Below are 19,716 nucleotides of genomic sequence, written 5' to 3'. Positions count from 1 at the left end.
ATATTTCATTCTATGCGTATTGAGAAAAACTTTCAGGAAAATGTGAATATTAATTGACAAATGAATATCATTTCTTTAGTATAGGTTGGGACGGATACTCTCTTATCCCGAGCTGGCGGAGGGACAGGCCCGATGAAGCCCAGCAACCTCACTTGTAGTGGTAAATACAGGTGAATAGGTGCTAAAACCTGTGCGAGGCTAACGGTCTCGAACGATAAGAGCAAAGGGCAAAAAGCAGTATGCAAGTAGCAAATTAAACCTTTCCTCTATGTTAAGTAGGAAAGGTTTTTCTGTATGCTTGTGTGGGAGAATAAATGTATGTCGCAGTTTGTGGCAAATTAAGGATGAGTTCCGTACAATATATACAATTACTGTAGGGAGGTTTACCACATGACAAAAAAACGTCATCTGTTCACATCTGAGTCTGTAACTGAAGGACATCCAGATAAAATTTGTGACCAAATTTCTGATTCAATTTTAGATGCGATCTTAGCAAAGGACGCAAATGCACGTGTAGCTTGTGAAACAACTGTAACAACTGGTTTAGTATTGGTAGCGGGGGAAATTACGACTTCTACTTACGTAGATATTCCAAAAATCGTTCGTGAAACAATTCAAGGCATTGGTTACACACGCGCAAAATATGGATTCGATGCAGAAACTTGTGCAGTTTTAACATCTATCGATGAGCAATCTGCTGACATCGCTATGGGTGTTGACCAAGCGCTAGAAGCACGCGAAGGTCTAATGACTGACGCTGAGATTGAGGCAATTGGTGCAGGAGACCAAGGTTTAATGTTTGGCTTCGCATGTAATGAAACACAAGAATTAATGCCACTTCCAATCTCGCTTGCTCACAAATTAGCTCGTCGTTTAACTGAAGTACGTAAAGATGACACATTATCATACTTACGTCCGGATGGAAAAACGCAAGTTACAGTTGAGTATGATGAAAATGGTAAACCTGTACGTGTGGATACAATTGTAATTTCTACACAGCATCATCCAGATGTTACATGGGAAGAAATCGATCGCGATTTAAAAGAACATGTAATTAAAGCTGTAGTTCCAGCAGAATTAATGGATGGAGAAACGAAATTCTTCATTAACCCAACTGGCCGTTTCGTAATTGGTGGACCACAAGGTGATGCTGGTTTAACAGGACGTAAAATCATCGTTGATACTTACGGTGGATACGCTCGCCATGGCGGTGGTGCATTCTCTGGTAAAGATGCAACGAAAGTTGACCGTTCAGCAGCATATGCAGCTCGTTATGTTGCGAAAAACATCGTAGCAGCTGGTCTTGCTGACAAAGCAGAAGTACAACTTGCATACGCAATCGGCGTAGCGCAACCAGTATCAATTTCAGTTGATACATTTGGCACTGGTAAAGTATCTGAAGACGTACTAGTGGAACTAGTTCGTAACAACTTCGATCTTCGCCCAGCTGGTATTATTAAAATGCTAGACTTACGTCGCCCAATTTACAAACAAACAGCAGCTTACGGCCACTTCGGACGTACTGATGTAGATCTTACATGGGAACGTACAGACAAAGCAGCTACTTTAAAAGAGCAAGCTGGTCTATAATATATGAAAAAGAAGCTTTGCGCGTGTCGCAAAGCTTTTTTTATTTAGTTTTATCCCGCATTAACGGGCAGTAAGCCTCCCACCTCAAAATTAAAGCAAAAAAGTTAGGTAGGAGGCTAAATGCCCATAAAAGCCCGATTGGTGAAGGCTAATAATCAGTGGGGAAGAACAAAACCCCCACTGATTAAAGTTTCACTTTATTTACTACTTGAATGCAAGAACTACAATAAACTTCCCCGTCTAGCTCAATATACTTCTTCATATTTGTCATACCACTTGCTGGAAATGGCATGTGAATCCATGTTTTTTCATACGTTTGTATTTCCTTTTCACATAATTTACAAAGAATTGGTTTCTTACGGAACATAGACAATCAACCTTTCAGTTGACGCGCTTTTCCTGCGCAAAAAGCACTGCTCAGTAAAAATAGCGTTGCGAATATAATACTCACTAATGTAGCGTATGGAATTGCGCCTTTTAAAGAAAAGCCGACAGTGATGGAAGCGACAAATAAGAGGATGAATGTCGTTGTTAATTTTTTATAAAGTTCCATAGTATGTGAACCTCCGAATTATTTTGTATTGTAAATTTAAAAACTAAACCTATTATGTAGAAAACATAAGAAGAGATAAATAGTAGCTAATGATGTGAAAGCTAGGAGTATAAGAAATGGAAATAGCATACCTATTCAAATTCCTTTTTATGGGTGTTAATACTTATATTGTATCATGGCGTATCGGTGGCTTCATACATAATTGTGTAAAGATATGTATGATAAAATGAAGAAAAGCTTTTAAGAAGGGGAAGATGAAAAATGAGTGTAACTGAACATAAAAAACAAGCGCCAAAAGAAGTGCGTTGTAAGATCGTGACGATTTCCGATACACGTACGGAAGAGACGGATAAGAGTGGTCAATTGTTACATACATTATTAATAGAAGCAGGACATAAAGTGACCTCTTATGAAATTGTGAAAGATGATAAAGAAAGTATTCAGCAGGCTGTGTTAGCTGGTTATCATAGGGAAGATGTTGATGTCGTACTAACCAATGGCGGAACTGGTATTACGAAACGTGATGTAACGATTGAGGCAGTGTCAGTGTTATTAGATAAAGAAATTGTTGGATTTGGTGAGTTGTTCCGTATGATAAGTTACTTAGAAGATATCGGAAGTAGTGCGATGTTAAGTAGAGCAATCGGCGGTACAATCGGGCGTAAAGTTGTCTTTTCAATGCCAGGGTCTAGCGGAGCGGTTCGTCTTGCGATGAATAAGTTAATTTTACCGGAATTAGGTCATATTACATTTGAGCTGCATCGCCAATGAGTAAGTGGGCTGGAATTGTATTAGCAGGAGGTATGTCGAGTAGATTCGGTGAGCCCAAAGCATTAGCGAGCTGGGGTGGGAGTACTTTTGTTGAGCATATTTTGAAAGTGATGACAAGTACGCTTCAAGAAGTTGTAGTCATTAGTCATTCTGATATAAAAGAGCGAGTGGAGCAATTAGTACAAGTTCCCGTTATAGAAGATATTCCACATTATAAAGGAAACGGCCCGCTTGCTGGAATTGTATCAGGAATGGAATATATCGAAGCAGATTGGTACGCTATTATGCCTTGCGATGCACCAAATGTTTCGCAAGAGTGGTTTACTATTTTATTAGAACAAACGAGTGATGAGTGTGATGCGGTTGTGCCTATTATTAATGGAAGAAAACAACCGTTACTTGCGGCGTATCATAACCGTGTGAAAGAGAAGATTTACACTTTACTTCAGGAAGAGAAAAGAAGCATGGGGCAGCTTTTATCACAATGTAATGTGAAATATGTTGCCGGAGAAGATGTACAAGCAAATGCAGAATGGTTTATAAATGTGAATACGAAAGAAGAATATGTACAGGTTCAAAAAAACCTTTCAAATGAATGAAAGGTTTTTTGATATACAGAAATTGGGGAACAATTACTGTATAAAGGTATGTGAGTAAGTTGATTTTAAGGGGAATTTCTTAAAATCATCATACAGTAAAAATACTGTATAACCATATTTTAATTTTCATGGGTTTTTATTACAAGTCTGTTTAGTTATGTGTCTTTTTGATATAATGAATATAGAAATAAAGCGATATTTCACTTTATGTATCATTTAGTAAACGAAATTTTATAATTGTGTAATAAACTCCCTTCACGTTGTAAATAGCCAGTAAAGGTCACGTTTGGTTGCGGAGCAGCTCCACACAAACAATTATGAAAGTGATTCATATACATCTTTAGTTCTATACGATAAACATAGAATATATTTACAAATATAACATTTGATGGGTAGCGGAATAGAGAGGCCTGTTTTATACTAATATTGTGTCACCCCTTCTAAGGGACAGCGCACAACCGGTTATTGGCTAATGGGAACATTCTCATTTTGCCAGTGCCGGTTTTTTAGTAGATAATGATGATAATAAAGTGAAACTATAATCAGTTGGGGTTTTGTTCATTCCCTACTGATTATTAGCCTTCACCAATCGGGCGTTTACGGGCAGCAGGGCTCCCACCTGACTTTTGAGGTGGGAGTCTTACTGCCCGTAAATAGCGGGATAAATTTTTTGAGGGAGGGATCGTTTTGAAAAAGATAGATTTTACTTCTATGAGAGAGCAAGTAGCTAGTTTTTATATTTATTCTATCTCTTTTCTTGGTTTAATTGCTGTTATTATTTCCTTATTTTTAAGTGAAATGCCTTCCCATCTTATACTGCTTTTGTTGTTAATTATGTTTATGGGAATTACTGAGTATTTTCCTATCCGCATTTGGAGAGGGGGAATCACACTCAGCCTTACACTTATTTATACAATGAATTGGCAGTTTGGGATGCATATAACTGTTGTTTCGTGTGTGGGTGTGATGTTATGTATCCAATTGTTTCGCCGCTTATCTATGCAAAGGACGGTATTTAATTGTGCGCAACTTGCTCTTAGTATCGTATTAGCAGAATGGTTTTCCAGTGGATGTTTCTCTTTTTTTATTTCTGGAATGAATCTTTCAGTTTTATATGAAAAATTTATAAGCTTGTTTTTATTCAGCGCATTTCTTTGCCTTTTTAACAGTTTATTTTACGATCTTTTAATCATACTTCTTCCTCAGCCCTATCCGCTAGAAGAGTGGCGTAAAAAGAATATATTAGTACTCTTGAGTTTGAGTTTTTGTTTATTTTATTCTTCACTTATACATATTTTAGATTACCGATATCGCGGAGTGATGGATGAAATCATGGTTCTATTCTTCTTTTTCCCGCTTGTGGCAATTTGTATCATTAGCTCTTTCGTTAGACAAATACGGGTGGAAAAAGAACGATTATATAAGCTTTTTTCCATTACGACGGAATTAAGTCATGGATTATCTGCCGGAAACTTACAGCAGATGAAACAATCACTGAAAGGATTTCTAGGAATACAGGCATATGTTTTATGGGCAAAAGATGAAGAGAACTGGACACTTTTATTAAAGGATGGAAAAGTACGTCGTGATATTTCTAATTATTCTGACCTGCATAAGAAGTTTGAAGAGATATCAGAAACTGTTGTTGTTACTGATTGGAAAACAGGTATGGCTCCGGGAGATGAAGTGTTTGAAAATACTATGCGCTCGCTTGTATATTTACCTCTTAAGGTAAATCATGAATTAGTTGGAATGTTTGTGGCAGGGAAAAGCAGGAGTGCGAGTTTTATTACTGAAGATGTACAGACTTTAGCTACGTTTGCCAATCAATTAGGTAGCTTGCTTAAAACACGGACACTCGTCTCTGAACAGGAAAAAAGAACGATTTTAGAAGAAAGAAATCGAATTGCTCGTGAAATCCACGATGGAATCGCACAAGCATTGGCTGGAGTGATATTTCAGATGGAGTCAGCTCAGAAAAAATATGCAGATCGACCAAAGGACATGCAGCAAGTGGTAGATACAAGCATAAAAAAATTACGGAAGAGTTTAAGTGAAGTTCGTTATTCTATTTATGCTTTAAAGCCATATCCAACACAAAGATTAGGACTAAAACAAGCAATTATAAATAAAGTTCAATCCTTAAAACAAGAATATGGTCTAGCCATTACATATCATGAAAGAGGCCGTTCTCGAAAACTTAGTTTTACGAAAGAACGAGTTATTTTCGATACTTTACAGGAGAGCTTGCAGAACATTATAAAGCATGCAAAGGCAGATAAAGTTGACATTTTATTAAGCTATCAACGGGAACATGTACTTTTAAAGGTAAAGGATAACGGAATTGGCTTTTCTCTTTTTGAATCTATGATTAAAGCAAAGCATGAGCCGCATTATGGTATATTACATATGAATGAACAGGCTGAACAGCTAGGGGCTGTCCTTCAGATTGATAGTTCAGCAGGAAAAGGTACAGAAATCACATTGTTAATTCCAGATTCAGAAATGGGGGAGGAGTATCATGATTCGAATATTAGTAGTGGATGATCATACTGTTTTGCGTGATGGAATTCGAAGTATATTGGAACTCGAATCTGATATGCGAGTAGTTGGAGAAGCTGTTTCCGGGGATGAGGTAGTAAAGAAAGTGGAAGATTGTAGGCCTGATTGTATTTTAATGGATATTAATTTACCGGGGAAAAATGGTATTGAGGCTACATCACTCGTGAAAGATCAGTATCCGAACTGCCGTGTTCTCGTATTGACTATGTATGAACATGATGAATACTTGATGGCTGCTCTTCGGGCAGGTGCAGACGGTTATTTACTGAAGGATTCATCATCCGAGCAGGTAGTGGCGGCAATCCGAATGGTATTACAAGGAGATTCTGTGATTCATCCGCGTATGACTAAAAAGTTGATTACATATCATCAGCAAACGAAATCAGAATCAAATGAAAATGAACTAACAGAGCGCGAAAAAGAAATACTGTTTGAATTGGTCAAAGGTTTTAGCAATAAGGAAATTGCTGAAGCTCTATATATCAGTGACAAGACAGTTAAAATCCATATAAATAAGATTTTCAGAAAACTAAATGTGAAAAGCCGTTCACAAGCAGTCATATATGCCGTGCGAAATCAGCTTGTTCCATTTTCTTAAATGAAAATCATTTAAAAGAACTACCCTGTGTTTTATTATTTTACTCAAAATAATAAAGTGCGGGGTAGTTCTTTTGTACTATACGGTATAGAACTAATAACTAAAAAAATATTACTTTTTGATAATTTTCAGAAAAGTTTAAATTTAATAAGATAAGAAAGTAGAGTCGTAGTCTAAAAGCTTCGGAAATTTATGTTATGCAATGACTACAAATACAAATAAATTTAGATGGGGGAACTTGTATGAAGAGAGGGAAATTTGGGAGGGTTCTTACAGGAACTTTAGTTACTGGTATGCTATTGTCACAAGGTATTCCGTATAACGTATTGGCAGAAAGTGCGGTTGAATTGAAGCCAGTTGATAATGCGGAACAGGTACTAATGAATCTGTCTCCAGAACAAAGAAAAGCGTTGGAACAGCTAGATGTAAGTCCTAATTTTACGATTTCACCTGATATTGATTCTAATAGTCCTGAATTAGTTAACGTTATCGTGGAATTCAATCAAGCTCCAGCAAAAATTGAAGTGATGAAACAAGCGGCGAAAGGGAAGAAAATAACTACTACTACTGCGCAAGCAAAAGTGGATGAAGAGCATAAAGTGTTCAAACAACATGTCGAATCCTTAAAATCGAAGAAGGATGCCGGCACTTACGATACGAAAAAAGTGAAGGTTACACGCGAATATAAGAATGCGATCAACGGCGTAGCGATGACTTTACCTGGTGTGGCTGTGCAGGAGTTGATCCAATCTGGAGTAGTAAAACGTGTCTTTAAAGATTACGAGGTAAAAGTGGAACCTCCGGTAGAAACAAAAGAAACAATCGATCCGAAAATGGCGGACAGTATTCCGCAAATTGGCGTGGACAAGCTTCATGCAGAAAACATTACAGGTAAAGAGATTAAAGTCGGCGTTCTTGATACAGGTGTTGACTATAATCATCCTGACTTAAAAGGTGCCTATAAAGGCGGATATGATTTTGTAGATAACGATGCAGATCCGATGGAAACGACATACGAGGACTGGATAAAAGCTGGTAAGCCAACATCTCCTGGCTATGTGTATTATACAAACCATGGTACACATGTAGCAGGAACGATTGCAGCTCAAAAGAAAAACAATGCGGATTATGCTGTGAAAGGTGTAGCACCTGATGTAGATTTATATGCTTATAGAGTATTAGGTCCTTGGGGCGGAGGTAATACAGCAGGAATTCTTGCTGGAATAGATAAAGCGATTACAGATGGTATGGACGTTATCAATATGTCACTTGGTGCGCAGACTAACGATCCGTTATATGCTACTTCTGTCGCGACAAATAACGCTATGCTTTCAGGTGTGGTAACAGTTGTTGCCGCAGGTAACGCCGGGCCAAACGAAAAAACGCTTGGTTCCCCGGGAACGGCAGCTCTTGGTATTTCAGTAGGGGCAAGTGATGCTGCCATGTCTATTCCTACATTCAGCGCAAGTGTATCTAACGAAAAATTTGAAAATATGCAGCTATTAGGTAAAGATTTTCCTGATAAGTTAGAAGATTTTGGGGGACAATCGTTACCAATTGTATTTGCGGGACTTGGTAAACCAGCTGATTTTACGGGGAAAGATCTTAACGGAAAAATTGCGTTAATTCAGCGCGGAGAAATTACGTTTGATGAAAAAATTAAAAATGCAAAAAGTGCTGGAGCAAAAGCGGTTATCGTATATAACAATGCTGACGGACAAATATCTGCCTACTTAGGTGAGGGGGTAGGCCTTATGCCATCTTTCCGTCTGTCAAAAGCAGATGGCGAACGGTTAAAGGCGCTAGGTGAAGTATCTTTCAAATTCGAGACGCTGAGCAATACAAAAACGGAAGGGGATCACTTAGCTGATTTCAGCTCCCGTGGGCCGGTAAATGGGAATTATGACATTAAGCCAGATGTAGTCGCTCCTGGTGTGTCGGTTTTCTCTACTGCACCGGAATACATCAATGATCCGCAGGACGGTATAAATTACGGCAATGCATATGTACGCTTGTCTGGTACTTCTATGGCGTCTCCTCACGTAGCGGGTACAGCTGCATTGATCCTGCAGGAGCATCCAGAATATACTCCTTTCGATGTAAAAGCGGCTCTTATGAATACATCCGATGATTTGAATGGCAAGAATTCTGTATACGAAGTGGGTGCGGGGCGTATTGACGCGTATCAAGCTGTTCATACGGACACATCTATCAAAGTATTGGACAAAACAAAAAATATTGAGAACGGGAATATTGTTGAAATTGACGAACAAACAGGCTCTATTATGTTTGGCAGACATTTTAAGCAAGATGATAAACCAATTGAGGCAAGCAAAAAAGTAAATGTCCAAAACAACGGCAAAGAAGAAAAATCCTTTAAAGTAGAAGTGGAGTATCACGATGAACGTACAGGTATTCAAGATGCAGTGAAGAATGGTGTACAAGTTGAGGTACCGGCATCCATTACAGTAGCAAGCGGACAATCACAGGAGCTGGAGCCTAAAGTTACGATTCCTGCTAGCGCCAAGACAGGCAGATACGAAGGGTATATCCATGTGACTAATGCGAACAATCCGGCCGAAACGTATCAAATTCCATTCGCTGTCATGGTGACGGAAAAAGGATTTGAATATATAAAAACGACTAAACCATCCGTAACAAATACGACACCTTTCTGGCAATATTTAGAACCTGTAGTTCACGGAGTAATGAAGTTGAATAGCCCGATGAAAACAATCGATGTACTTGTTAAGGACAGTAAAACAGGAAAAGCTGTAGGTTTTATAGGAACAGCGAATACTAGTAAATTACAGACAGACGTAGAAACTTTTCTTATAGGAGCATTCAGCGGTACTGTCTATCCATTTACAAATGATCCTTCCAAGCCGATTGACGATCTTCCTGTGAAGCTTCCAGCAGGCGATTATATACTGGAAATGATTGCGCACGATGAAGAAGGGAAATCGTATGTTGCAGACAATCCGCTTATTGTGGACAATACAGCACCGGAAGTAAATATGGATAAAAAACCGGGTGTAATAGAGATCAATGACTCTATGTTTACGGAAGAGGATGGACAAAAAGCGGTATGGTTGCATGGAACAGCTAAAGATTCGACGGTAGATGTATTAAAATCAAAAGGCTTAAACTATGATCACTCATCCAACACAATGGGTTACTCTGCAAATTCTGCATTCATAGATGGAATATTCCCGATCCAAGCGAACGGAGATGTGAAATTTGGAATTGAGAAAAGTGATATTGCAACAAATCCTTTACGTTTGACTTTGACTACGTTTGATATGGCAACGGCAATGGAGAAACAAAATTATGTTTTCGTAAAAGAAGGTACGGAATATACGATTTCTAGTTACGATAAGAAAGATGCAAAGATTGGCGATACAGTTACGATGACACTCAGTCTCAATAATGTGAAGCAGCTTGTATCCGGGGAATTCCAAGTCGAATTCATGAAAGATCTGTTCAAATTTGAGAATGTGAAACTGAATAATGCGGTAAATAAATACGTAAAGGAAAAGGGCTTGGAGGTATCGTTGCAAGAACCTGTCGTGAAGGAAGGGACTTTCAATAATACGGTGAAAGTCGGCGCATCTATGACAGGGAATGCATTCAGCGGTATGGATGGAGATATGCCTTTTCTTGATGTAACGTTTAAATTAGTAAGTGATGCATATTTCGATAATGTTATCGGATTTAATGTACAACAGGCGTCTTATATGAAAGCGGGACAAACAGCAGCTACTGCCATTCCTTATTTCAGAACAGAAACCTTTAATATCATTCCAACGCATTCGAGAGTACAGGGTTCCATCTCCCCAGAAGGATTTTTGATTGAGGTGGATGGGCAAAGTTCGTATTTGAGAAAAGAGGATTATACAAAAATCGGTGCCCAAGTATATGTGCTGTCCCCAAGCGGTAAAAAATATAAGGGAACAATTGATAATAAAGGATTCTACACCATTCATGGTATCCCAGCTTCTACCGAAGCATACACATTTATTTTGGATATTCCGGGACATCTCAAAGTGATGAGGAAATTCATTCCAGGGTATTCTGTAAACGGTGAGATGCGTGGGCAACATATTAGATTAGGGGCTAAAAGTCTTGCAGGGGACGTGAATGGTGATAGATTGATTGATATTCGCGATATGCAAAGTGTAGTAGATGTATACGGTAAGAAGGATGCATCCATCGTGCCGCAAGACATCAACCAAGATGGTGTAGTGGACGAAACAGATGTCCGCTTCATTGAGAAAAACTTCTTGCAAAAAGAAGTCGGTGTTCCAGAAGTAGTTAAGCCAAAAGAAACAATTGGTAAAAAAGGACTGGCAGATTTCTTACGTCAGATCGGTCTAGAACCGAAGAAATAAAGTGAAACTTTAATCAGTGGGGGTTTTGTTCATCCCCCACTGATTATTAGCCTTCACCAATCGGGCGTTTACGGGCAGCGGGGCTCCCACCTAACTTCTTTGCTCCAGCCGAATTTTGAGGTGGGAGTTTTACTGCCCACAAATAGCGGGATAAAAAGAAGGTGTCTTAGGAGCGGCTGCTGATAAAAGAGGGAGAAATATCATCTTCTGTAAATATCGATAGTCGCTCTTAAATAAAACGAGAAGTTCTTTATTAAGAATTTAGTGACTATCTTAGAGGTAAATCTAAAAGACATCAGATAAGGAAACAATTTGTGTTTACTTTATCAGGACTTATCAGCTGTTTAATGGTTTAGATATGATAAAAATAGGGGGATTGTTAAAATGAATCTTAAGAAAAAACTTGGTATGGGTGTTGCATCCGCAGTTCTTGGTTTATCTTTAATCGGAGGCGGAACGTTTGCATACTTCAGTGATAAAGAAGTATCAGAAAACACGTTTGCGGCTGGTACGTTAGATTTGAGCATTGATCCACAAGTTATCATCGATGTTGACAAAATCAAACCAGGTGATCAAATAGAACGCGATTTCCACTTAATCAACAGCGGTACTTTGAAAATTAAGGACGTTCATCTTCTTACTGATTACACTGTAACAGATGCAAAAGGTGATAATGGAAATGCTGATTTCGGTGATCATGTCAAAGTGGAGTTTTTATGGAACATAGACAAGAACACAGTTCCTGTATGGGAAACTACTTTGTCTGAATTGAAACAAGCTACTGCTGATGGCAACTTGCCTGATCTTGTAGAAAAAGGTGTCGTAAACTGGGAAGGAAACGGACTTGCTCCAGGCAAGGATGACACTTTCTATGTGAGATTCATATTTGAAGATAATGGAGAAGATCAAAACGTATTCCAAGGAGATACATTGAAATTGAACTGGACGTTTAATGCGAATCAAACAAAAGGTAAAGAAAAATAAGTTCAAATGTTATTCATTATATCTATGTAACAACTTAGACGTTAAATAAAAGCGTAAGATAAAGAGAGGTCATGCTACGAAGTATGACCTCTCTTTTTATATTTTGTATAATATAGAAGTTTCACTTGTAAATTGATGATACATAAGCTGCGTTTAAGCTAGCATTTCCGCTTTTCGACTTTGAATCACATCATCATAATGCATGAGTAAATCACTGGAAATTTCATCCCAGCTTTGTGTAGTAGCGTAGGAGTGAGCATCTAGGCTCATTTGTTTACGCATTTCTTCATTATTTAATAATTCATAAATGGATGACAAAAATGAGTCCGCATTTTTTGGTTCACATAGAATTCCAGTTTTTTCATCTTTAATAATATTTTTAACCCCGCCACTATTCGCACCAATAACAGGTGTACCACATGCGAGTGACTCCAGTACGACGTTCCCAAATGTTTCAGTAGGAGAGGGAAATACCATTAGATCGGAGGAAGCGTAGGCTTCAGCTAAATCCACGCCTTGTAAATATCCAGTAAAGGTTACATTTGTTTTTTGAACATTTTCATGCAGGCTCTTCGCGAGAGGACCATCTCCAGCGATGAGCCAATGAATATCGTCACGTTCTTTGTTCGTCGTTTGAATAAGTGTTTGAAGAGTGTCGATATCTTTTTCAGGAGCAAGACGTCCGACGTAGGAAAGAATATATTCCGCTGTAATATTATATTTTTTTCGGAATAGGTCTTTATTGTAAGTTGGATGAAAGAGAGTACAATCTACACCACGTCCCCAAATATAGAGCTGTTGAAATCCTTTCTTATTTAATTGATGTAATGTTTCAGGAGAAGGAACAAAGTTTTTTTGCATATGACCATGAAACCAACTTAAATAGTTCCATAGCATATTGGAGAGAAATTCGATTTTGTAATAGCGTAAATAGGCGTCAAAATCAGTATGATAAGAACCGACGACCGGGATATTTAACTTTTTGGCATAATATAATCCACAAAGTCCCATATTGAAAGGCGTAGCAATGTGAATGATATCAGGTTTAAAGGCAAGAAGTTCCCGTTTAATGCGCGGAGTAGGAAAGGCAAAGCGACATTCTGGATATAATATTGTTAACGGGATGCTTCTCATTTTATTCACATTCGTAACGAAATTATCTTCTGCCGTATGCTGAGGGGCGAAAACAGAATAGGCGATATTTTCTTTTTGAAAATATTTAGTTAAACGTTCCAAAGTTTTCGCCACACCGTTGACTTGTGGTGTAAATGTATCGGTAAATATGGCGACTCTCATCATATCGCTCCTTTACATGAGTGGAATGAATTGATAAAAAGAGATGATGCCAGAGCAAGTGCCAAGGCACATGCCTACAAATACATCTGACGGATAATGAAGCCCTAAATAAATACGGGAAATACCGACGCATAGCGCTAAAGGTAATAGAAAAGCAAGCAAGTTTGGATTATAGCAAATAAATGGAATGAGGACAGAGAAAACAGCCGTTGTATGTCCGGATGGAAAAGAATGATCTTTTAAAGGCTGTACTGGATATTTCGCATCTTGAATTGTTAAATAAGGGCGTTTTCGTGGATACCATCTTTTTAGTATTTGCACCGGGATATGGCTAATTGTTAAAGAAATAGCAGTTGCAATTGCAGCTTGATGCAAATTCCCTGTTGCGAAAATTAAAAAGAATAGGGTAAGTGCAATGGAGAAGGTAGCACCACCGATATGGGTAATATTGCTGAAAAAGATGTTTAATGTTTTTTGATCAAAGTAGCGATTAATTCCTTTGAAAATGTAACATTCTATTTTATATAGTCCACTGACCTTCATGAGATTTTTCCTCCCTCATTTACATATATATGGAGTTATTAACTTCTATTTTAATAAGATTTTATTGAGGGAATAATAATGTTTTGTAAAGAAAAAGTTAGATTTTTTCATAAAAAAAAGCTGCCAGTCTTATGGCAGCGATAAAATCATTTTTGTAACGATTTATAATATTGTCCTTTTTCAACGTATTGTGTGCGGATACGTTCCATATCTTTACGGTCTTCTTCTGTTAATTCGCGAATGACCTTCGCAGGACGACCGAAAGCTAACGTATTAGGAGGGATTTTCTTTCCTTGTGAAACGAGACTACCAGCACCGATGAAAGCTCCTTCACCAATTTCAGCGCCATCTAATATGATAGATCCCATTCCAATTAAAGCATCTTTTTCAATTTTGCAGCTATGTAAAATAACTTGATGCCCAACGGTAACGTCATCTTCTAAAATAAGAGGATACTGTGGGCTTTGGTGAAGTGTACATTGATCTTGTACATTTACTCTATTTCCAATTATCGTTGGTGATACATCACCGCGGATGACTGTATTAAACCAAATGCTAGATTCTTCGCCAATTGTCACATCGCCTGTAATGGTAACATAGTCAGCGATAAAAGCACTACTCGCAATTTTCGGATTTTTTTCTTTGTAAGGATATATCATGTAAAGCCTTCCTTTCCTAGAGACTAGTTTTAGTGTATCAAATTATGAAAAAGAGTGAAATGGAGGAGTTTCGTATGTGGAACTATGAAGCGGAAGAAGCGAAAGCCGTCATTATTATCGTGCATGGTGCTATGGAATATCACGGGCGTTATGAAGCAGTTGCAGAAATGTGGAATCATAGCGGTTATCACGTCGTTATGGGGGATCTTCCAGCACACGGAACAACTTCAAGAAATAGAGGACATATCGATTCATTTGATGAATACATAGAGGAAATAAAGTTATGGGTGAAAGAAGCAAGAAAATATAGATTGCCTATTTTTTTATTTGGTCATAGTATGGGAGGACTTGTCGTTATTCGTATGATGCAAGAAACGAAAAGAGAGGACATAGATGGGATTGTATTAAGCTCGCCTTGTTTAGGAGTATTGGCTGCACCTTCTGCTCCGCTTCGTGCTGCTTCAAAAATATTAAATGTCGTTGCTCCAAAATTGCAATTTGCAACAAATCTCACTGTAGAAATGTCAACTCGTAACCATGAAGTGAGGGATGCGATGGAGAATGATTCATTGTTCTTGCGCAAAGTATCAGTACGTTGGTATAGTGAATTGATTAAGTCTATCGAGATTGCTCATGAGAAAATAGATGATTTTCCAGATGTTCCGCTCTTGCTAATGCAGGCGTGTGAGGATAAACTTGTAGATAAAACACGTGTCCGTACATGGTTTGATAATGTTAAAATTAGTGATAAGGCATATAAAGAATGGCCTAATTGTTATCATGAATTATTAAATGAGTATGAGCGTGATGAAATTTTGAATTATATTCAGTCATTTACTGAAATGCATATCAATAATATAGTAAAAACAAACAAATAAATCATTATTTGTACATTTAACAGAGGAGATGAAGGAAGAAGTGAACGTACCGAGTAATCCCATAACGCTCATGGCGAAAGTATACCGTGATGTGTTTCCGGTTGTACACCATGAGCTAGCGATGTGGAAAGAGCGTGCCTACCATATTCCGAATGACGAGCTTCATAGTCAGGCAATCGCAAGTATTGAGAATAAAACGTTTCATTGCGAGGGCGGTGGCATTTTAGCGCTGCTAGCAAATGAACATCGAGAGGAATGTATTCGTTTTATCGTAGCATATCAAACGATTAGCGACTATTTGGATAATTTATGTGACCGTAGTACATCACTTGATCCGAAAGACTTTGCGGCTCTTCATGAGTCGATGGTAATGGCATTAAGTCCTGAAGTTGAAGGAGGCGGTAATTATTATCGTTATCGTGATGATCAAGATGATGGTGGTTATTTAGATGAGCTCGTTGAAACGTGTCAGGATGTTTTAAAGAAAACGAAGCATTATGATAAAATTGCTCCAATTCTTCATGAGCTTGCTTGTTATTATTGTGATTTGCAAATTCATAAACATGTGAAGTTAGAAGAAAGAGAACCGCGTCTAAAAACATGGTTTGAAGCTCATAAAGAAAACTTGCCGCCGATGAGCTGGTTTGAATTTTCGGCTTGTGCAGGATCAACTTTAGGAATCTTTTGTCTTGTAGCATATGCATTTCATGATGAATTACATGATGAGGATATTGAGAAAATTAGACAAGGATATTTTCCTTACGTACAAGGACTTCACATTTTACTTGATTATTTCATTGATCAAGAAGAAGATCGTATGGGCGGGGATTTGAATTTCTGTAGTTATTACGAAAACGAGCAAGCCATATTAGATCGTATGAAACATTTTGTAGAAGAAGCAGAGAAGAGCATTGGTGATTTACCTCATGCAAAGTTTCATCGTCTCATAAGCCGAGGGTTACTTGGTATTTATTTATCAGATCAAAAAGTATCAGCACAAAAGAATATGCACAAAATGGCACGGCGCATTGTAAAATACGGAGGGCTTACTTCACGATTCTTCTATTGGAACGGGAAGATGTACCGAAAGAAAATGGCGCAGTGATGAAGAAAACCACTCATGTTGAGTGGTTTTTTTCTTATGATCGTATTTTTGAAAATACATATATGAGAAGTTCGATTGCGAAGATAACTAAAACAGATAGTCCGAATAAAGGCATGACAGCGCCTAGTATAACCATCATGATAAAGAAAGCGAATAAGCTCTTCTTATCTTTTTGCTTTGGAGGTGCCGCTAATTTTCCTTTAGGCTTCCGTGCTAACCACATTTTTACTCCGTAATAAATGAGAAGTAATAAAGATAATGTTGTTAGTAAGCATAATATTTTATTTGGCCATCCGAATAAATGCCCTTCGTGAAGCGGGATACCGTAAGTGAACCATTGTGCAAATAATCCATAATCACGATAGTCCGTTTTCGAAATGAGTTCTCCGCTATATTGATCAAAGTAAGCTGTTATTTCTTCATTTGGTGCCACATCCATACCCGTAATACCGGAACCGCTTGATTTCGAAACAGTGAATACACCTTTCGGATCAGTTGGTAGTGAGATAACGTATGGCCTCTTTATTTCAATCCCTTTTTGTAACTCATCAATTGAAATTATTTTTGGCTCACTTGAGTTAGATTCCGGAGGAGCTTCTTTTCTTGTTGCCCAGGGTAATTCTTTTACCTTTGATTCAGGTGGTGCCATATACAATTTCGGATATCCGATTGATTCATTCGACGCTGCGATTTTATAAATTTGGTTACCCATAAATCCTGACCAAGGTAAACCTGATGCGACTAGCAGAACGAGAGGAATTGTAAATATAATACCGATAATAGAATGACGTCGTTTTGCTTTTTCGCGCTTATTGGATGACGGTGTGTTTTTGAATTGGCGTATACTCATATACAATCCGGTTACAATTAAAAAGATTGTCCAGCACGCTGCAAGTTCTACAATATAATTGACGACAGTGCCACCGACTAAAAGGGAACTATGTAATTCCCGCATTATATTGGCAAACGTTTCAGCTGCATTTTGATCTCCAACAATTTGATTATTGCTATCTAAATACACATATTTTTGTTGCCCAGTATATTCATTTGCAATAGTAAGCCTCGTATTATAATCCCCATTAAACTCACTAATTTTCGCCACACTATAATGTGGATATTTTTTCTCTGTTAAGAAAAGCGAATCAGCCATCGAAATAGACTCTGTTTGGGCGCTCTTCCCAAAATATAAATCTTTATAGATGAAATCTTCAACCTCTTCCCGAAATAAATACCCAATTCCACTCAGTGACAATGTAATAAGAAGCGGCGTAATAAAAAGCCCAGCATAAAAATGCCAACGCCAAAAAATGTAATGAAGCGAACGATTTACTTTCATACTTTCAGTTCCCCTAACCTTCCCTATATGAATAGATTCCTCATTTTAATATAGCGAGATTAAGTGTGGATATTTTGAAGGAATTGTGAAAAATGTTAAAAGTTTTTAGGGCAGATTTTATCGGCGAGACATACAATACGCAATGCAAAGCTTAGTTGAATGAATCAGCGCTTCATTTCCTTTTTGTATCCTAATTTGAAGTGCCTTTTGAAAATAAGTAAGGGCGGTGTGGAAGTCGCCCTCATCCAATTTACTTTTTACGTAATTAAAGATGCTATAGTATGTTGTTCTTAGGAAGTGCTTTCTATGAATAGGTAGCAGTAAAACTCCAACATAGCACGAATAGTTAATAATCAATTAGTGGCGACAAATGTTGTTACTGGTAAGTAATGCACAGAATGAATGTAAGAAGAAGTAATTATCCTATAGTATTGTCTTTATATTTTACTTAGTGATATTCTTTAAATTAAAACCTTGAAAATACATATTTGCATAAAAAAGGAGACAAAGATTTTGAAAAAGAATTTAATACTGATTTTTTGTCTATCTATTTTATTCATATTGTCTGCTTGTCAAAAAGAATACAAAGGAAAATATGTGAAATGGGGCGACACTGTAGAAACTGTTGACACAGAAAGATTTGAAAGAAACAACATTCCATATAAAGTAGAGGGCAATAAGGTGTATGTTCCAGAAGATGCATTTGATGATGCTATAGTATGTTGTTCTTAGTAAGTGCTTTCTATGAATAGGTAGCAGTAAAACTCCAACATAGCGCTATGTTGGAGTTTTATTACGATTGAGAGGGTGAAGCAATTGCGAGGTTAATCATTCAACAAGCAGGATGTACAAATAAAAAAAATAACCGCTTGTGGATCAATAGTTTAGAAGTAGATGATACTAAAAAAGGTTTTCAGAATTTAAAGCCTGGTTCAGATTATGAGCGCATGTTTGCTGAAGCGCAAGTACGTCAAATTAGCGATTGGATTATTGGAATGAATGCTAGTTAGGTTATATACACTTCTCTTACGTAAGAAAGGCGTTCAAGGTGTTTATACGAGTACAAACATCTGTGTTGTGTTTGATAAACAAGCGACAGCAGGAAATTAAAAACTTTAAGCCAACGCCTTTCTTTGAATTGGAAGCGCAATTTACTTCTGAAAACGGTGTATACAAAGGACGTTATAAAGAGAGATTTGCAACTAAAGGTGAATTAATGAACTTGCTGCAGCAACATAATCTTTCTGAAAACAATAGCCAGCAAGATATATTCATTGGGACCTCTTTATATTTTCTACATACATCCTAACAACCGCTTTCGCAAGACATTGAGCAGAATCTACAAAGCCCTCATTCGCCACTACATTCAAATCGGTACATGCGATAATAGCGGTATCTACTTCATCTTTCAATTGTAAAACGAGTGCACTCCATAATTTGTGAGCTTCTTCAACTTCTCCGCCTTTAATACAAGTAATAATTTGATTAATCATTTCCTGCCATTTTTCATTATGAATGTATTCTATATTACGTTGTGCAATCCCATCTTGGTAAATACCAGCTTGAACAGTTGCTTCTGTTGCGAGGAGAGCGACTCTTTTTGCAGTTTCAGGAATTGCTTTTAACGTTTCATCGACTATATTTAAAATCGGAATGGACAGAGAATGCTGTAATTCTTCAAAATAAAGATGCGCCGTATTGCACGGCATAGCGATAAAGTGAAACTATAATCAGTGGGGGTTTTGTCCATCCCCCACTGATTATTAGTTGAACCAATCGGGCTTTTATGGGCAGTTGATCTCCCAACTAACGCCCTCGCATTCGCTGAATTTTGAGGAGGGAGTCTTACTG

The 19,716-nt window shown here is 37.7% G+C and carries 16 protein-coding genes, 2 pseudogenes and 1 riboswitch; of the genes and pseudogenes, 11 read left to right on the top strand and 7 right to left on the bottom strand.

Going from position 1 to position 19,716, the window contains the following annotated elements:
• The first annotated feature begins 99 nt into the window (after window positions 1–99).
• Window positions 100–221, top strand: a riboswitch (SAM riboswitch).
• A 169-nt stretch (window positions 222–390) separates the two neighbouring features.
• Window positions 391–1,590 carry a methionine adenosyltransferase gene (gene metK, locus EXW56_RS22800; protein WP_002112417.1) on the top strand — a complete coding sequence of 400 codons (1,200 nt, stop codon included), beginning with the start codon at window positions 391–393 and terminating at the stop codon, window positions 1,588–1,590.
• 184 nt (window positions 1,591–1,774) lie between these two features.
• Here the strand turns inward: metK and EXW56_RS22795 are convergent, their stop codons facing one another.
• Together EXW56_RS22795 and EXW56_RS22790 are read right to left on the bottom strand one after the other, a co-directional pair.
• Window positions 1,775–1,957, bottom strand: coding sequence for a hypothetical protein (locus tag EXW56_RS22795; RefSeq protein ID WP_016106424.1), 183 nt, complete (start codon window positions 1,955–1,957; stop codon window positions 1,775–1,777).
• 6 nt (window positions 1,958–1,963) lie between these two features.
• On the bottom strand, window positions 1,964–2,143 hold the full coding sequence (locus tag EXW56_RS22790; RefSeq protein WP_002067722.1) for a hypothetical protein: 180 nt from the start codon (window positions 2,141–2,143) through the stop codon (window positions 1,964–1,966).
• A 261-nt stretch (window positions 2,144–2,404) separates the two neighbouring features.
• Between EXW56_RS22790 and EXW56_RS22785 the strand changes: the two genes are divergently transcribed.
• The 6 genes from EXW56_RS22785 (at window position 2,405) to EXW56_RS22760 (ending at window position 12,048) form a co-directional block, all read left to right on the top strand.
• On the top strand, window positions 2,405–2,914 hold the full coding sequence (locus tag EXW56_RS22785; RefSeq protein ID WP_215596973.1) for a MogA/MoaB family molybdenum cofactor biosynthesis protein: 510 nt from the start codon (window positions 2,405–2,407) through the stop codon (window positions 2,912–2,914).
• The gene (locus EXW56_RS22780) at window positions 2,911–3,513 is read left to right on the top strand and encodes a molybdenum cofactor guanylyltransferase (protein ID WP_002160143.1); all 603 of its coding nucleotides are present in this window, start codon (window positions 2,911–2,913) and stop codon (window positions 3,511–3,513) included. Before EXW56_RS22785 ends, EXW56_RS22780 begins: the two co-directional genes overlap by 4 nt.
• A gap of 687 nt (window positions 3,514–4,200) precedes the next feature.
• Entirely contained in the window at window positions 4,201–6,060 is a 1,860-nt protein-coding gene (locus EXW56_RS22775) for a GAF domain-containing sensor histidine kinase (protein WP_215596972.1), read from the top strand.
• The gene (locus tag EXW56_RS22770) at window positions 6,035–6,673 is read left to right on the top strand and encodes a response regulator (protein ID WP_002160145.1); all 639 of its coding nucleotides are present in this window, start codon (window positions 6,035–6,037) and stop codon (window positions 6,671–6,673) included. Before EXW56_RS22775 ends, EXW56_RS22770 begins: the two co-directional genes overlap by 26 nt.
• 242 nt (window positions 6,674–6,915) lie before the next feature.
• The gene (locus EXW56_RS22765) at window positions 6,916–11,064 is read left to right on the top strand and encodes a S8 family serine peptidase (protein ID WP_215596971.1); all 4,149 of its coding nucleotides are present in this window, start codon (window positions 6,916–6,918) and stop codon (window positions 11,062–11,064) included.
• 384 nt (window positions 11,065–11,448) lie between these two features.
• Window positions 11,449–12,048, top strand: coding sequence for a TasA family protein (locus EXW56_RS22760; protein WP_215596970.1), 600 nt, complete (start codon window positions 11,449–11,451; stop codon window positions 12,046–12,048).
• A 153-nt stretch (window positions 12,049–12,201) separates the two neighbouring features.
• On the opposite strand, the gene EXW56_RS22755 is transcribed toward EXW56_RS22760, so the two are convergent.
• From EXW56_RS22755 to EXW56_RS22745, 3 genes are all read right to left on the bottom strand, one after another.
• A complete protein-coding gene (locus EXW56_RS22755) occupies window positions 12,202–13,344 on the bottom strand; it encodes a glycosyltransferase family 4 protein (RefSeq protein WP_215596969.1) in 1,143 nt (380 codons plus the stop codon).
• A gap of 12 nt (window positions 13,345–13,356) precedes the next feature.
• Window positions 13,357–13,887, bottom strand: a complete 531-nt coding sequence (locus EXW56_RS22750) for a phosphatase PAP2 family protein (RefSeq protein ID WP_002112405.1) — start codon at window positions 13,885–13,887, stop codon at window positions 13,357–13,359.
• Between the two features lie 146 nt (window positions 13,888–14,033).
• The gene (locus tag EXW56_RS22745; protein ID WP_002015678.1) at window positions 14,034–14,546 is read right to left on the bottom strand and encodes a gamma carbonic anhydrase; all 513 of its coding nucleotides are present in this window, start codon (window positions 14,544–14,546) and stop codon (window positions 14,034–14,036) included.
• Between the two features lie 74 nt (window positions 14,547–14,620).
• On the opposite strand from EXW56_RS22745, the gene EXW56_RS22740 reads away from it, so the two are divergent.
• Together EXW56_RS22740 and EXW56_RS22735 are read left to right on the top strand one after the other, a co-directional pair.
• On the top strand, window positions 14,621–15,424 hold the full coding sequence (locus EXW56_RS22740) for an alpha/beta hydrolase (protein ID WP_215596968.1): 804 nt from the start codon (window positions 14,621–14,623) through the stop codon (window positions 15,422–15,424).
• Between the two features lie 40 nt (window positions 15,425–15,464).
• On the top strand, window positions 15,465–16,529 hold the full coding sequence (locus EXW56_RS22735; RefSeq protein ID WP_016106418.1) for a tetraprenyl-beta-curcumene synthase family protein: 1,065 nt from the start codon (window positions 15,465–15,467) through the stop codon (window positions 16,527–16,529).
• A 34-nt stretch (window positions 16,530–16,563) separates the two neighbouring features.
• On the opposite strand, the gene EXW56_RS22730 is transcribed toward EXW56_RS22735, so the two are convergent.
• Entirely contained in the window at window positions 16,564–17,865 is a 1,302-nt protein-coding gene (locus EXW56_RS22730) for a PepSY-associated TM helix domain-containing protein (RefSeq protein ID WP_215596967.1), read from the bottom strand.
• A 513-nt stretch (window positions 17,866–18,378) separates the two neighbouring features.
• Between EXW56_RS22730 and EXW56_RS22725 the strand changes: the two genes are divergently transcribed.
• Both EXW56_RS22725 and EXW56_RS22720 read left to right on the top strand, forming a co-directional pair.
• On the top strand, window positions 18,379–18,597 hold the full coding sequence (locus EXW56_RS22725; RefSeq protein WP_070129093.1) for a hypothetical protein: 219 nt from the start codon (window positions 18,379–18,381) through the stop codon (window positions 18,595–18,597).
• 215 nt (window positions 18,598–18,812) lie between these two features.
• Window positions 18,813–19,129: pseudogene (locus EXW56_RS22720) on the top strand (DNA topoisomerase); the annotation flags it as partial.
• A gap of 7 nt (window positions 19,130–19,136) precedes the next feature.
• Here EXW56_RS22720 and EXW56_RS22715 read toward each other — a convergent pair.
• Window positions 19,137–19,586: pseudogene (locus EXW56_RS22715) on the bottom strand (aspartate/glutamate racemase family protein); the annotation flags it as partial.
• Window positions 19,587–19,716 lie beyond the last annotated feature (130 nt).

Source organism: Bacillus mycoides (assembly GCF_018742245.1).
Classification (GTDB): domain Bacteria; phylum Bacillota; class Bacilli; order Bacillales; family Bacillaceae_G; genus Bacillus_A; species Bacillus_A cereus_U.
The sequence above is the reverse complement of the archived record's forward strand: the minus strand, read 5'-3'. Positions and strand labels throughout refer to the sequence as shown.